Here is a 14,157-nt window from a genome sequence, read left to right as displayed (position 1 = left end):
CTGGTAACTTTTGATATAATTACGAACGGTATGACATTCTCAAAATACATGATATTTATAAATATACATCAATTTGCAAATTACGAAGGGGCTGAGGATAGTGTCAACTTTAACGTCTCAATCGGTTATCAAATGCGGAAAGTATGAACTGAATTATGCGGACCGTACGCTTATTATGGGAATTTTAAACGTAAACCCGGATTCATTTTCAGATGGCGGAAAATACTACGATGTAGATAAAGCGGTTGCTCATGCTGAGGAAATGGTGAAGCAAGGAGCAGACATCATTGATATCGGAGGAGAATCAACTCGTCCTGGTTATACAAGAATTAGCGATGAAGAAGAGATTAAACGGATTGTGCCCGTTATTTCTGAAGTGGCTAAGCGCGTAGAGGTGCCGATTTCTGTAGATACATACAAGTCGGAAGTGGCCAAGCATGCGCTAGAAGCAGGAGCACATATTATTAACGATATATGGGGCGCAAAGGCTGATCCCAAAATGGCTCAAGTTGCAGCTGACTATAATGTTCCTATTATTTTAATGCATAATCGCCATGAGCCCAATTATACAAATCTGATTACAGATATGATAAGTGATTTAGAAGAAAGCATATCAATTGCAAAAGCTGCAGGAGTTCGAGATGATCAAATTATTTTAGATCCAGGCGTTGGTTTTGGAAAAACGGCTGCGCATAATGTAGAAGTGATTCAGCATCTAGATCATTTGACAAAGATGGGCTATCCTGTGCTGCTTGCTACTTCTCGTAAAGGATTTATTGGACAAATAGTCGATGCTCCTCCTACGGAAAGAATGGAAGGAACTGCAGCTACTGTATATGCAGGGATTGCACAAGGCGTTCAAATGGTTCGAGTTCATGACGTATTAGAAATCAAGCGCTTTGTAAAGATGGCAGATGTATTGGTAGGAAAACATATATTTCAGTTTTAATAATCATTTAAGCAGACGCGTAAGCGCTGCTTTTTTATTTTCCTTGATTTCCCCGGATAGAATACATGCCTTTAGATAAATTTAAGTAATATAAAGGTTATAAAAAGGGAGGGTGAAAATGAGAGCGGTAACGTATCAAGGGCCTAATCAGGTAAAAGTAGCAGAAGTAGAAGATGCGAAGTTAGAGAAGAAAGATGACATTGTCATTAAAATAACGTCAACGGCTATTTGTGGTTCTGATCTGCATTTATATCAAGGAAGCATGCCATTGCTTCACGGTTATATTATTGGTCATGAACCAATGGGGATTGTGGAAGAAGTAGGACCGGATGTTACAAAAGTAAAAAAAGGAGATCGAGTTATTATTCCTTTTAACGTAGCGTGCGGACAGTGTGCGTACTGTAAGGATGATTTAACGAGCCAATGTGATAATTCTAATCCACATTACGATTCTGGCGGCTATTTCGGTTATACCGAAAAGTTTGGAAATCATCCAGGAGGTCAAGCTGAATATTTAAAAGTGCCGTTTGGAAATTTTACACCATTTGTCATTCCGGAATCGTGCGAATTAGAAGATGAATCGCTTCTTTTTTTATCAGATGTGCTTCCAACTGCTTATTGGAGTGTAGAGCATGCGGATGTTAAAAAAGGGGATACCGTTATCGTACTCGGCTGCGGGCCAGTGGGATTAATGGCTCAAAAGTTTGCTTGGATGAAAGGTGCCAAACGGGTTATTGCAATAGATCATGTTCCATACCGAATGCAGCATGCAAAGAAAATGAATGCCGTAGAAACCTTTGATTTTACAGAATACCCAGATATGGGGGAGCACTTAAAAGAAATCACAAAAGGCGGAGCAGATGTGGTGATTGACTGTGTAGGTATGGATGGCAAAAAGTCGCCTCTTGAATATATTGAACAAAAATTAAAACTTCAAGGTGGAACGCTCGGACCTATTCAAATTGCGACAAAAGCCGTTCGTAAATGTGGAACCGTCCAAATCACCGGGGTATACGGAAGCAACTATAACAGTTTTCCGTTAGGAGCTTTTTTTGCTCGAAATGTAACTCTCAAAATGGGGCAAGCTCCTGTCATTCCCGTTATGCCGAAATTATATGATCAAATTGTACAAGGAGAATTCGATCCAAAAGAAATTATTACTCATAAAGTCGCTTTAGCAGACGCAGCTGATGCCTACAAAATCTTTAATGATCATCAAGATAACTGCATTAAAGTCATTTTAAAACCTTAAAAGACCATCTCTATTAGGTGAAGATTCCTGAGCAGTGAAGCTCGGGAATTTTTTATGTATTTAAAGTGGCGGAGGAAAATAATGCACGATTGGATGGTTGATTTTACATAATTTAGCTTTATGATAGAAAGAGAAGATATAACGCTTTCATATTCTTATTAAATCGTGCTGCTTAAAATGAAATAAATAACATCTTGGTATTCAGTCTTATTCAATCACCGAAATATGGAGGAGAGAATGAATGAAACTAGCATTGCTTCTTGTCATTATTATCGGCGTTGCTGCCCTTGCAGGTACGATCAGTGCTGCAAAGAAAGTAGATGAAGATTACGGAAAATCTAAAAAGAAAAGTATAGTGAATTTATCTATTATTTACGGAGTCGTATTCATAGGATCAATCGTAGGAGTAGCGTGGTATATTGCAGTGAGACCATAAATAAAACGAACACTTCCGTGTTCGTTTTATTTTGATTTTAACGTTAATTCTCCGCTTGAAACAGCTGCATCAATAGGATATTTTCCATTTCCATGCTTTCCTTTTAATACATCTTCTGTTACGGTTGCATTGCTTAACTTAAAGTCATTGTTTATATCACCGCTGCTTACTTTTCCATTCACTTTAAAACCAGCGCTTTTCGGAAGAACCAGCACGGCATCTCCAGATCCTACATCTACAGAAACGGCCTCTTCTAGTTTTTTAAAATCCATATAGAGATCACCAGATCCAATGCGCGCCTGAAGTTTTCCTTTATAGTTTGTTCCTTTAATTTCCCCAGAGCCTACAGCAAATTTAGCCGTTTGGCTTTCAACATTACTCAGCTGTAAATCTCCAGAATTGACATCCGTACGAAGAGAGGTGCTCCTCAAGTTTGAAATACTTGCATTTCCAGAACCTACTTTAATCGAAACATCTTTCAGCTGAAGTGCTTGCTCAGGCTGTGCAGCAACTTGAAGGTCCCCAGAACCTACCGTAAGCGCAAGGTTGTGGTGATAATCTCTAGGAATGTAGATTGTCACTTTTGTATTTGAAAAAATAGAAAGCCATTGAAAAGGACTTTTTTGATAAGTGACGACTAGGGTGTCTCCATTTTGCTTTACATCTACTTTTCCTTTACCTTCTACTTTTGTTTTAATATCTTGACGATCTTGCGGCACGACAGTTGTACTAATGCTTGGAGAGTCAATTTGAATATGCTGAATATCACTTGATAACGCCGCTTCAGACTTGGACGTCTTGAATGAACTTAACGACCAAGAAGAAGGTGCAAATGCAGTAGAAAAGAGGACTGCCGTACCACCTATTACTAAAATAAAAGCCAATATTTTTTTCACGTTATAACCCGCTTTCTACCTAAATTAAATTTGTTTTCTTCTACCATAAAGTGTAAATTGAAAAGCGGTTAATTTCAACGAACAGCAGGATTATTTTTTTCTACGTCTCAAGTCGTAAAAATGAAATATTTTTGAGGAATTAAATGAAAAGCGAAGTAGATATTTAAACATACTCATCAAAGAATCAATTTCTTTGTTTCAAAAACAGGAAAATAATTGAGTTAAAAGAACGGTTAAATTCACTTTTTTTGTGTAATTTTCTGATGAGTAGTTCAAAAGGAGTGATAAATAAATAGAATTTTCATACCAATTTTATTATTCCGAAAAACTTTTAAAGTGTTGATTATTAAAAAAATAAAGGGTAGAATTTGTTCATATCAATTGAATACAGCTAAGATTACGATCTTGTATATTATCAGTAATATGGTCTGATAGTCTCTACCTAGTAACCGTAAAAAACTAGACTACAAGAAAGTTTGGATATAAGCAGCAAAAAGAAGGGCGTATTCTCATGAGTACAGTCTTCTTTCAAAGCTCTTACTTTTCATACTTTCTGTTATTGTCAGAATTTATGAAAAGTAAGAGCTTTTTTGTTTTTCAAATACACACCTGGGAGTGGCTTGCATGTACTTTTTATTAAATTTATTAGGCGTTTTTGTCGTAATGGGTGTCGTCTTTTTATGTTCTCCTAAAAAGAAAGAGATAAAGTGGCGTCCAATTGCTTCACTGCTAGTCGTTGAAGTCCTCATTACTTGGTTTATGTTAGGAACTTCAATTGGAACATGGATTATTAATAAGATTGCTTCGTTCTTTACTTGGCTAATTTCCTGTGCTAACGATGGAATTGCTTTTGCGTTCCCATCCGTAATGGGAAATGAAACGGTTGACTTTTTCTTCAGTGCATTACTGCCTATCATCTTTGTCGTGACATTTTTTGATATTTTATCTTACTTTGGTATTTTAACGTGGATTATTGATAAAGTAGGCTGGGTCATTTCGAAAGTTTCTCGTTTGCCTAAATTAGAAAGCTTTTTCGCTATTCAAATGATGTTTTTAGGAAATACGGAAGCATTAGCGGTTATTCGTAATCAGCTTTCTGTGTTAAAAGACAACCGTTTGCTTACGTTTGGAATTATGAGTATGAGCAGTATTAGCGGATCTATTATCGGTGCTTATTTAACGATGGTTCCCGCTACGTACGTGTTTACAGCAATTCCACTGAACTGTTTAAACGCGCTTATTTTAGTGAGCTTATTGAATCCAGTTCATGTTACAAAAGAAGAAGATATGATTTACGTACCGCCAAAGTCGGAGAAAAAAGACTTTTTCTCTACCATTTCAAACAGTATGTTAGTCGGAATGAACATGGTTATTGTTATTTTAGCGATGGTTATTGGATATGTAGCTCTTACATCTGCGCTTAACGGTATTTTAGGCGTTATCGTAGACGGCTTGACTGTACAAAAGATTTTCTCTTATATCTTTAGTCCATTCGCATTTTTACTAGGGCTAACGGGACATGATGCAATGTACGTAGCTCAGCTGATGGGTATCAAGCTAGCAACAAATGAATTCGTGGCAATGATGGATTTGAAGAAAAATCTAGATACACTTCCACCGCATACGATTGCAGTTGCTACAACATTCTTAACATCTTTTGCTAACTTCAGTACGGTGGGTATGATTTATGGGACGTATAATTCTACGTTATCAGAAGGTAAATCGACGATTATTGGAAAAAACGTATGGAAACTGCTTGTGAGCGGTATCGCTGTTTCGTTATTAAGTGCTATGATTGTTGGATTGTTTGTTTGGTAAAAAGTTAAAAAAGCTGTGCTTTCTTCTTAGAAAGCACAGCTTTTTTCTTGTTGCATCACCTATTCATTTGCAGAAAAATGGTTATGAATATCCACAGTAAAAGAAAATCACACTATTCAAGAAAAATTCATTTTACTTTTGCAGAAAAACATTTTAAATCTAGTGAGCATTATGTTAAGATTACAAAAGGCTGTTTCATTTAAATTGAGAACACCGCATAAATATGTAAGTAAATATGCATAGAAAACAAAGGTTTATTAATTTTTTTCTAGGTAATATCTCGTAATAAATAGGTTGAAAGGAAATGTCGTTAATATGATAGAAGGACAACAGCAAACAAATGAATTAAAAAAGACGATGAAAAGCAGACATTTGTTTATGATTTCGCTCGGCGGGGTTATCGGTACAGGTTTCTTTTTAGGAACAGGATACACGATTAGCCAAGCAGGAGCGATTGGAGCTATCCTTTCGTTTATCGTAGGTGGCTTCATTATGTACTTAACAATGCTTTGCTTAGGGGAACTTGCAGTAGCAATGCCAGTTTCCGGTTCGTTTCAGACATATACAACAAAATTTATTGGCCCTGGTGTTGGTTTCGCTTTTGGATGGTTATATTGGTTGGGCTGGGCTGTAACGGTTGCATTAGAATTTTTGTCAGCAGGTCAGCTTATGCAAAGATGGTTTCCTGATTCTCCTGTATGGATCTGGTGTGCTATATTTGCCCTTTTATTATTCTCATTAAATGCACTGTCAGCTAAAGCGTTTGGTGAAGCGGAGTTTTGGTTTGCCAGCATTAAAGTGTTAGCTATTATTTTATTTATCGTGCTTGGTGGAGCTGCTATGTTTGGTTTTCTTCCATTAAGTAATGGAGACAGCGCACCGCTTTTCTCTAATTATACAGCTCACGGTGTGTTTCCTCACGGAATTAGTGCCGTGTTGATTACCATGATTACAGTTAACTTTTCATTCCAAGGCACGGAGCTTATTGGTGTAGCGGCTGGGGAAAGTGAAAACCCAGACAAGACTGTACCAAGAGCAATTAAACAAACGGTATGGAGAACGCTTGTATTTTTTGTACTAGCTGTAGCTGTCTTAGCGGGTATGATTCCGCTTGAAAAAGCAGGTGTAGTTGAGAGTCCATTTGTTGTTGTATTTGACCAAATTGGTATTCCATATGCAGCAGATATTATGAACTTTGTTATCCTAACGGCACTGTTATCTGTAGCTAACTCAGGTCTTTATGCAGCAACGCGTATGCTGTATTCATTGTCAAAAGATAACATGGCAAGTTCAGCTTTCATGAAAGTAAATAAACGCGGTGTGCCGATGAATGCCCTGCTTTTAACATTAGGCATTGCGCTTTTATCTTTACTTTCAGGATTCTTTGCTCAAGAAACAGTATTTGTATGGCTCATTTCTGCAGCGGGTTTAGGTGCACAAATTGGCTGGATTACCATTGCTGCATCACTGCTTGCATTTAGAAAAAGATATATAAATCAAGGAGGGCAAATCGAGGATTTAAAATTTAAAGTCCCTCTTTACCCATTATTACCTTTAATCGCATTAGTATTAAATACAATCGTATTGGGAAGCATGGCATTTGATGCAGAACAGCGAATGGCACTGTATGTCGGTATTCCACTAGCGCTGCTGTTTTATGCTTATTATCACGCACGTGTAAAAAAGAAAGTTGATTTATCTATCAGCCGTCAAGAAGTGCAGCTTAAAGACGACAAAAAAGTAATTTTATAAAAATCAAAAGACGCAAAAGCCCAGGTTTTTGCGTCTTTTTTTATTGTTTATTTGTAAACTTAAAATAAAATTAAGTTGACAAATAAAAAGAAATTATTGCAAACTTAAAGCAACGAAAAGAGAAAGGAGGGTGAATATGAAACCGAAAACAATGGCGTATGTTTCCTTATTTGCAGCTTTAACGGCGATTGGTGCATTTATAAAAATTCCTATTCCCTACATACCGTTTACTCTTCAAATTGTTCCTGTTTATTTAGCCGGTGCGCTGTTAGGTCCGCGTTTAGGTTTGTATAGTCAGCTATGCTACATAGGTATTGGGTTAATCGGTGTTCCGGTTTTTGCAGAAGGAGGAGGTTTAGGGTATATCTTCAAACCAACGTTTGGCTATTTAATTGGCTATGCTATGGGTGCATTTATGAACGGCTACCTTATTCAAAAATATGACTTAAAGAAACCTTTTTCTATTTTTTTAGCTAATTTATCTACGTTAGCTATTGTGTACGCAGTCGGCTGCTTCTGGCTTTACGGAGCAATGAAATGGATAATTGAAAAGCCTCTTTCACTGAGTGATACACTTCTTTTTGGAGCTGTTTTGCCAATGCCTGGAGATCTTTTGTTATGTATTTTATGTTCAGTGCTGATTCACCGAATGCAGCCTCAATTTAGTCGTTTGTCATCAAAGCGGGTCAAAGCGGGGTAACTAAGACATAGAAAAAAAGGAGAGAAAAAAATGGGCAAAGCGTATTTTATTACGGGAACTGGAACAGATATTGGAAAAACCCTGGTTACAAGTATTTTGTATAAAGTACTTGGTCGTCTAGGAATAAAAACGACAATTTGCAAACCATTTCAAACCGGCTACCAAGACGAAATTGGAGGTTATCCGGATATTCACTGGTTTGAAACAAGGCTCGGAGTAGCAGATACGGGTATTTATCAGTTAAAGCCGGAGACGTCTCCTCATTTGGCTATTGCACTGAGCAACAAGCAAGTAGAGCCTTCAATCGTCTTAAAACGCATTAATGAATTAAAAAAGAAATTTGATGTAGTGCTCGTGGAAGGAGCAGGAGGCCTTGCCGTACCTTTAATTGAGGAGGAAACAACGTTCTATATGACAAAAGATTTGATCATAGATGCACAAATGCCGGTTATTGCTGTTGGAACAACGGGATTAGGAGCTATTCACGATGCGCTTTCTACCTTTTCATATGCAAGTGAGCATCACCTTAAAATCAACGGACTCATTTTTAATCGTTTTAATCACAGCAGTATCATTCATAACGATAATGTTCGAACGATTGAAAAGCTGCTTCAAATATCATCTTTAATGACCGTTCCAGTATTCACACATATCGATGAAGAGTTAGATGCATATATTGAGAAAATGATGAGGCAAAAAAGTGTTATTCAACATATTCAGGAGGTGTTTGACTGTGCCGTATCAAAAAGCTGAGCTGGAGAAATGGGATAAAGAATATGTATGGCATCCGTTTACGCAAATGAAAGCTTACCGTCAATCAAATCCTCTTATTATTGAAAGAGGAGAAGGAAGCTATTTATATGATGTAGAGGGAAACAAATATTTAGACGGATACGCTTCTCTATGGGTGAACGTGCATGGACATAATGATCCGGAATTAAATACAGCTTTACATATACAAGTGGAAAAATTAGCGCATTCTACGCTGCTTGGATCCGCAAACGTTCCATCTATTTTGTTAGCCAAAAAGTTAGCGGAAATTACTCCTGGCAGCTTATCGAAAGTCTTCTACTCTGATACAGGCTCCGCCGCTGTCGAAATTGCGTTGAAAATTGCCTATCAATATTGGCAAAATCTCGACTCTGTAAAGTACAAAAACAAAAGTAAATTTATCTCATTGAATGAGGCATATCACGGAGATACAATTGGGGCAGTCAGTGTGGGAGGCATGGATTTATTTCATCGCATCTTTAAGCCTTTGCTGTTTGAACGAATTCCCACACCTTCTCCTTATACTTACCGTATGGAAGGATTTGAAACGGAAGAGCAAGCTTCAGCTTACTGTATTCACCAGCTAGAGAAGCTCTTGCAGAACAAAGGGGAAGAAGTAGCTGGGTTGATTATTGAACCGCTTGTGCAAGGAGCAGCGGGTATTATTACACATCCTCCCGGTTTTTTAAAACAAGTAGAGCTGCTGTGCAAAGCGTACGGGGTATTGCTGATTTGTGACGAAGTAGCAGTTGGATTTGGACGAACAGGAACGCTGTTTGCATGTGAACAAGAAGATGTTGTACCGGATATTATGTGTGTAGGAAAAGGGATAACAGGAGGGTATATGCCGCTTGCGGCTACGTTAACAAGCGAAAAGATATTTAATGCTTTTTTAGCTCATCCAGATGAAAATAAAACCTTCTTTCATGGACATACGTATACGGGAAATCAATTAGCCTGTACAGTAGCGCTTAGAAATATTGAACTGATAGAAGAAAGAGAATTAATCCGTAGTGTAAAAGAAAAGGAAAAAGTTTTTAAACGTTATCTATTAAAGCTTTATGAGCTGCCTAACGTGGGAGACATTAGACAAAGAGGATTAATGGCAGGAATCGAAGTTGTGAAAGACCGCCAAACAAAGTCTATTTTTGAAGATAAAAAAGTGATGGGAGACATCATTTTAGCGGCTCGCCAAAAAGGTTTAATTATTAGAGAGCTAGGTCCTGTGATTACGATGATGCCTATTCTTTCAATGACAAACGAAGAATTAAAAACAATGGTTGAAATTGTATATGAATCAATTAAAGAAGTAATTGCACGTCATACAGTGAGTTAAATAAAAAGATGATAGGACAAAAGTATTTTATGTTAAAAAAAGATCCGAACGATAAAGCGTTCGGATCTTTTTATGGTTATGGTAACGTGAATGTACTCTATTTAGCTGCTTCTAGCGGTTGATTGGTGTAGTTATCTCTCAATCTCTTCTTTTTTTTATCAATAAATATTTTTAATACTTGATAGGCGAAGTGATCGTACATGCTGATTTTCATCTTTTAATAGAAGAGTTTGTTCGAGTAAGTTTAAGTTTTGAATATAACCTTTTACTGTTTGAACAAAACCGTTGTTTTGATAGTTAATAGTTAATAATTTATTTGTTTTTAGCGCTTTTAAAATCATACCTATTTTCTCCTTTCTTATATCGTAGCTGACGAAAAACTACAAAATAACGAAGAAGCATTGGAGGCTTGTATTATTTATAAAGTCACTCTATTTTTTATAAATGCTCTCCTGCTATTAATAGTAGAGAGTGATGGTGAAAAATAGATGAAAGATAAAGGATAAGGTTTGATTTATTGTAATGAACTGACTTTTCCTTTACAAATACCTATTTCAAATTTCTTTTTAGTGATAAAATACTGTTAGTGAAATAACTACTTCTCTCCATTAAAGGGTAAGAACGGGTTATGTTGATAGAGTTTTAGTTCTCTATTTCTAGTAATGAAATAAGAGATAGAGAAATAGGCTAATAAAAATCAATCAAGGAGTTTTTTTATGGATCAGAGTTTTATTTTAAATCTTTTAGAAATTTTACTGATTAACATTGTACTGAGTGGCGATAACGCAGTCGTGATTGCTTTAGCTTGTCGGAATCTTCCGGACGAGCATCGAAACAAAGCGGTTGTTTTCGGTACATTAGGAGCGGTTGTACTACGTGTAGGGCTAACATTTGTCGCTGTATATTTATTAACAATTCCATTTTTAAATTTCATCGGAGGCCTGCTTCTTCTATGGATTGCTATTAGTCTTTTAAAAGGTGAAGATGATGGAGATATTAAAGCGAATTCAACTCTAGCAGGTGCTATTAAAACAATTATTATAGCGGATCTTGTTATGAGTTTAGATAACGTAGTAGCGGTTGCGGGTGCGGCTAACGGCAATATTCTACTCATTATCCTTGGTCTTGTTATCAGCATTCCGTTAATCATTTGGGGAAGTCAGCTTTTAATGAAAATTATGGAAAAATTCCCGATTATCATCATTGCCGGAGCAGCGCTTCTTGGCTATACTGCTGGTGAAATGATCTTTAAAGACAAAGCGGTGGGACACGTATTAGAAGGGTTGAATCCGCATTTGCATACGATTATTCCTATTTTGTTAGCTATTTTAGTTGTGGTTGTTGGGAAACTTAGCGGACGTTCTAAAAAAGAAACGCATTAATCCTAAAAAAAGTTTGGGACAAAAGTATTTAAGATGAAGTGAAAAACGAACCACTAATCAATTTTGATTAGTGGTTCGTTTTTTTGTGGTGAACGTAGGCTTCATTTGTTTAGATCCTTCTAGCAGTTGATTGGAGGACAAGGCGAAGACTCCTGCGGGAAAAGCGGAACAGATGAGACCCCACAGGAGCGTACGCGACGAGGAGGCTCATCGGCCGCCCGCGGAAAGCGAAGTCTTGTACGGAAATCAACTGCGGTGTCATAAGCGGTTCAGCTCATGTATCCCATTTATTCGTCTTTAGATTGGATTCATTTCGCTATGTCTTAACTTCTTTTTTTATTACTTAGCTAATGGAGGTGCGGAATTAACGTCTTGTACTGTTTCTACAGGAGGATGAAATTCATTTTCCATTTTCGATACAACTACAGTTGCTACACCATTTCCAATTAAGTTTGTAATGGCACGAGCTTCCGACATAAAGCGGTCTACCCCAATTAACAGCGCGATTCCTTCAACTGGAATCATCGGAAATGCAGCAAGCGTAGCTGCTAGTGTAATAAATCCAGAGCCAGTAACTCCGGCAGCTCCTTTAGACGTTAGCATTAAAATACCAAGTAGCGTAATCTCTTGCATTAACGACAGATCGACTCCATACGCTTGAGCGATAAAGATAGCAGCCATGGATAAGTAGATTGCTGTTCCATCTAGGTTAAATGAGTAACCAGTTGGAATGACAAGTCCTACTACAGATTTTGAACATCCGTACTTCTCCATTTTGTCCATCATTTTTGGCAGTGCAGATTCCGAAGAAGACGTACCTAATACAAGTAGAATTTCTTCTTTAATAAAAGCAATGAATTTAAAAATATTAAATCCATAAATCTTAGCAATGGTTCCAAGTACAAATACAATAAATAAGAACATAGTAATGTAAACAGATCCCATTAAGAAACCGAGTTTTTGAAGAGAGCCTATTCCAAAGTTACCGATCGTATAAGCCATCGCTCCAAACGCCGCAATAGGTGAAAGTTTCATAATCATATTAACAATGCCAAAGAAAATATCTGTACAGCGTTCAAAGAATGTAATGACAGGAGCCGCTTTTTCGCCGAGTGTAGCTGTAGCCATTCCAAATAGTACGGCAAAGAATAAGATTGGCAATAATTCACCATTTGCCATTGCGCCAAATACGCTGTCTGGAATAATTCCCATGATAAACTCCATAAAGCCATGCTCCGCTTCAGCTGCTTGCTGCGTATATTGAGTAACATCAGCTCCGCTTGCGCCATTGATATTAAAGCCAGCCCCAGGTTTGATAAAGTTTACAACGATAATTCCAATTGCTAAGGCAAAAGTAGTGACAATCTCAAAGTATAAAAGAGCTTTACCTCCAATTCGTCCCACTTTCTTTAAATCTCCCATGCTTCCGATACCGATGACCACTGTTAAGAAAATAATTGGGGCAATTACCATCTTAATTAATTTAATGAAGATATCAGCCAATACTTTTAATTTGGCTCCAAATTCAGGAAACATGAAGCCAATTGCAATACCGAGAAGGATACCGATAACAACTTGAACAGTTAGATTTTTAAAACTTAATTTCATACGTAATGCTCCTTTCGAGAATGTTTTTTGTTAACGCTTACATTATTCTTATCCTTATATTAACTGATAATTTTAACTATTTATATTTCTGGTGATAATGTTCTTTTTGGTCATTTTGGTCAAAAAAAGTGATGAACATATAGTCATCACTTTTTGCTTTCGATATTTTTTATTTGTTGAATGATATCAAGCGTTTGTTTTGTTGCATTGTTTTCAAACGATTGATAAAGAGAGCTAAACTGTTTTTTCCATTCGGATTTTTGTAAATCATTTAAGTAATAAACGCGCATGCCAGACTTATTTTTTATTTGCTGCAGCTGTTCATCGTTCATCATTTTTGATTGAGTCCAAATCCAGTTAGTTGTTTCTACCATTGCATCACTTAATAGTTGTTTTACATCTTCAGGGAGGCTGTCCCAATACTTTTCATCCATTAAAACAGCGTAGCCCAAGTATCCATGGTTGCTGATGGTCATATATTTTTGCAGCTCGTACAAACGTTTTGAATAAATATTAGAAATGGTATTTTCCTGTCCATCAAATTCCTGTCGTTCAAGGGATTGATATACTTTATTAAACGAGACAGCCTGAGGCTTGGCGCCAAGAAGTTCGAATTGTTTTTTGATTACTTCACTTGGCATAATGCGAAACGTTTGACCTTGAAAATCTGCTGGATGGAGCAAAGGTTTCGTATTGCTAGTCATTTGTTTAAAGCCGTTGCTCCATAAAGCAAGCCCTTTAATGTTTTTCTCTTGCAGCGTACTCAACAAATCCTGTCCGATTTTACCGGTAAACACTTGTTTTGCCTCGCTGTAATCATCGAAAATGAAGGGAAGATCAAAAAGTTGCCACGTAGGGGAGAGGTCGCTTAGCTTGGAAATGGAAGGTGCAATCATTTGTACATCATTTCGGCGAAGGGCGGCAAGTTCTTCGTCGTCTGAATACAATACACCGTTTGAATATACTTCAATTTTAACTTTACCATCCGATTTTTGATTAACGATTTCAGCAAATTTTTGAGCGGCTAAGCCTTTTGGAGTGTTTTCAGCTACCACATGGCTAAAATTAATCACAATTTGCTTATTTAATCCTTTTTGCTCATCGTCATGATACACATTATCCTGATTTATAACCGTATACTGCAAAAAAACATAGATCATCAAGAAAACGCTGACAATTATACTTGCCCCTATAAACATCTTCAAAATGTCCAACCCCGCGATTCAATAATTTTTCTCTACAAATATTCTAACACGC

14 protein-coding genes and 1 riboswitch are annotated in these 14,157 nt (G+C 37.0%); of the genes, 10 read left to right on the top strand and 4 right to left on the bottom strand.

All coding sequences use genetic code 11. The features are described 5' to 3' along the window. Nucleotides 1-100: 100 nt before the first annotated feature. The 3 genes from folP (at nucleotide 101) to ACFX4G_RS13680 (ending at nucleotide 2,637) form a co-directional block, all read left to right on the top strand. Entirely contained in the window at nucleotides 101-949 is an 849-nt protein-coding gene (gene folP, locus ACFX4G_RS13690; protein WP_097824264.1) for a dihydropteroate synthase, read from the top strand. 118 nt (nucleotides 950-1,067) lie between these two features. After that, a complete protein-coding gene (locus ACFX4G_RS13685; RefSeq protein ID WP_377575285.1) occupies nucleotides 1,068-2,201 on the top strand; it encodes a zinc-dependent alcohol dehydrogenase in 1,134 nt (377 codons plus the stop codon). 241 nt (nucleotides 2,202-2,442) lie between these two features. Continuing rightward, nucleotides 2,443-2,637, top strand: coding sequence for a hypothetical protein (locus tag ACFX4G_RS13680; RefSeq protein WP_013055532.1), 195 nt, complete (start codon nucleotides 2,443-2,445; stop codon nucleotides 2,635-2,637). 26 nt (nucleotides 2,638-2,663) lie between these two features. Here the strand turns inward: ACFX4G_RS13680 and liaG are convergent, their stop codons facing one another. Further along, on the bottom strand, nucleotides 2,664-3,533 hold the full coding sequence (liaG, locus tag ACFX4G_RS13675) for a LiaG family protein (protein ID WP_097824262.1): 870 nt from the start codon (nucleotides 3,531-3,533) through the stop codon (nucleotides 2,664-2,666). Nucleotides 3,534-3,918: 385 nt separating this feature from the next. Further along, a riboswitch (purine riboswitch) is annotated at nucleotides 3,919-4,020 on the top strand. A 137-nt stretch (nucleotides 4,021-4,157) separates the two neighbouring features. Between liaG and ACFX4G_RS13670 the strand changes: the two genes are divergently transcribed. From ACFX4G_RS13670 to bioA, 5 genes are all read left to right on the top strand, one after another. Then, entirely contained in the window at nucleotides 4,158-5,351 is a 1,194-nt protein-coding gene (locus tag ACFX4G_RS13670; RefSeq protein ID WP_013055534.1) for a NupC/NupG family nucleoside CNT transporter, read from the top strand. A gap of 315 nt (nucleotides 5,352-5,666) precedes the next feature. Next, complete coding sequence (locus ACFX4G_RS13665) at nucleotides 5,667-7,103, top strand: amino acid permease (protein WP_074893939.1); 1,437 nt, start codon at nucleotides 5,667-5,669, stop codon at nucleotides 7,101-7,103. A gap of 136 nt (nucleotides 7,104-7,239) precedes the next feature. Beyond that, nucleotides 7,240-7,803: a biotin transporter BioY gene (locus tag ACFX4G_RS13660; RefSeq protein WP_028407561.1), complete on the top strand. Its 564-nt coding sequence runs from the start codon at nucleotides 7,240-7,242 to the stop codon at nucleotides 7,801-7,803. Between the two features lie 30 nt (nucleotides 7,804-7,833). Next, nucleotides 7,834-8,556: a dethiobiotin synthase gene (bioD, locus tag ACFX4G_RS13655; RefSeq protein ID WP_013055537.1), complete on the top strand. Its 723-nt coding sequence runs from the start codon at nucleotides 7,834-7,836 to the stop codon at nucleotides 8,554-8,556. Continuing rightward, the gene (gene bioA / locus ACFX4G_RS13650) at nucleotides 8,537-9,910 is read left to right on the top strand and encodes an adenosylmethionine--8-amino-7-oxononanoate transaminase (protein WP_043980301.1); all 1,374 of its coding nucleotides are present in this window, start codon (nucleotides 8,537-8,539) and stop codon (nucleotides 9,908-9,910) included. Before bioD ends, bioA begins: the two co-directional genes overlap by 20 nt. Before the next feature lie 158 nt (nucleotides 9,911-10,068). Here bioA and ACFX4G_RS13645 read toward each other — a convergent pair whose 3' ends face one another. Next, on the bottom strand, nucleotides 10,069-10,251 hold the full coding sequence (locus tag ACFX4G_RS13645) for a YolD-like family protein (RefSeq protein ID WP_013081858.1): 183 nt from the start codon (nucleotides 10,249-10,251) through the stop codon (nucleotides 10,069-10,071). A gap of 375 nt (nucleotides 10,252-10,626) precedes the next feature. Between ACFX4G_RS13645 and ACFX4G_RS13640 the strand changes: the two genes are divergently transcribed. After that, nucleotides 10,627-11,292, top strand: a complete 666-nt coding sequence (locus ACFX4G_RS13640; RefSeq protein WP_016763134.1) for a TerC family protein — start codon at nucleotides 10,627-10,629, stop codon at nucleotides 11,290-11,292. Between the two features lie 126 nt (nucleotides 11,293-11,418). Next, nucleotides 11,419-11,556 carry a hypothetical protein gene (locus ACFX4G_RS13635; protein WP_165802478.1) on the top strand — a complete coding sequence of 46 codons (138 nt, stop codon included), beginning with the start codon at nucleotides 11,419-11,421 and terminating at the stop codon, nucleotides 11,554-11,556. Nucleotides 11,557-11,631: 75 nt separating this feature from the next. On the opposite strand, the gene ACFX4G_RS13630 is transcribed toward ACFX4G_RS13635, so the two are convergent. Beyond that, nucleotides 11,632-12,900, bottom strand: coding sequence for a dicarboxylate/amino acid:cation symporter (locus ACFX4G_RS13630; protein WP_013081860.1), 1,269 nt, complete (start codon nucleotides 12,898-12,900; stop codon nucleotides 11,632-11,634). A gap of 146 nt (nucleotides 12,901-13,046) precedes the next feature. Further along, a complete protein-coding gene (locus tag ACFX4G_RS13625; protein ID WP_043980297.1) occupies nucleotides 13,047-14,105 on the bottom strand; it encodes a DctP family TRAP transporter solute-binding subunit in 1,059 nt (352 codons plus the stop codon). Nucleotides 14,106-14,157: the final 52 nt, after the last annotated feature.

Source organism: Priestia sp. YIM B13486 (assembly GCF_042787865.1).
GTDB classification, from domain to species: domain Bacteria; phylum Bacillota; class Bacilli; order Bacillales; family Bacillaceae_H; genus Priestia; species Priestia megaterium.
This window is presented reverse-complemented; position numbering and strand designations above follow the sequence as displayed.

Coding starts and splice junctions, on each gene's coding strand:
- ACFX4G_RS13630 (WP_013081860.1), bottom strand. CDS start 12,900: ATGAAATTAAGTTTTAAAAATCTAACTGTTCAAGTTGTTATCGGTATC.
- ACFX4G_RS13685 (WP_377575285.1), top strand. CDS start 1,068: ATGAGAGCGGTAACGTATCAAGGGCCTAATCAGGTAAAAGTAGCAGAA.
- ACFX4G_RS13645 (WP_013081858.1), bottom strand. CDS start 10,251: ATGATTTTAAAAGCGCTAAAAACAAATAAATTATTAACTATTAACTAT.
- bioD (WP_013055537.1), top strand. CDS start 7,834: ATGGGCAAAGCGTATTTTATTACGGGAACTGGAACAGATATTGGAAAA.
- ACFX4G_RS13680 (WP_013055532.1), top strand. CDS start 2,443: ATGAAACTAGCATTGCTTCTTGTCATTATTATCGGCGTTGCTGCCCTT.
- ACFX4G_RS13665 (WP_074893939.1), top strand. CDS start 5,667: ATGATAGAAGGACAACAGCAAACAAATGAATTAAAAAAGACGATGAAA.
- ACFX4G_RS13660 (WP_028407561.1), top strand. CDS start 7,240: ATGAAACCGAAAACAATGGCGTATGTTTCCTTATTTGCAGCTTTAACG.
- ACFX4G_RS13670 (WP_013055534.1), top strand. CDS start 4,158: ATGTACTTTTTATTAAATTTATTAGGCGTTTTTGTCGTAATGGGTGTC.
- ACFX4G_RS13640 (WP_016763134.1), top strand. CDS start 10,627: ATGGATCAGAGTTTTATTTTAAATCTTTTAGAAATTTTACTGATTAAC.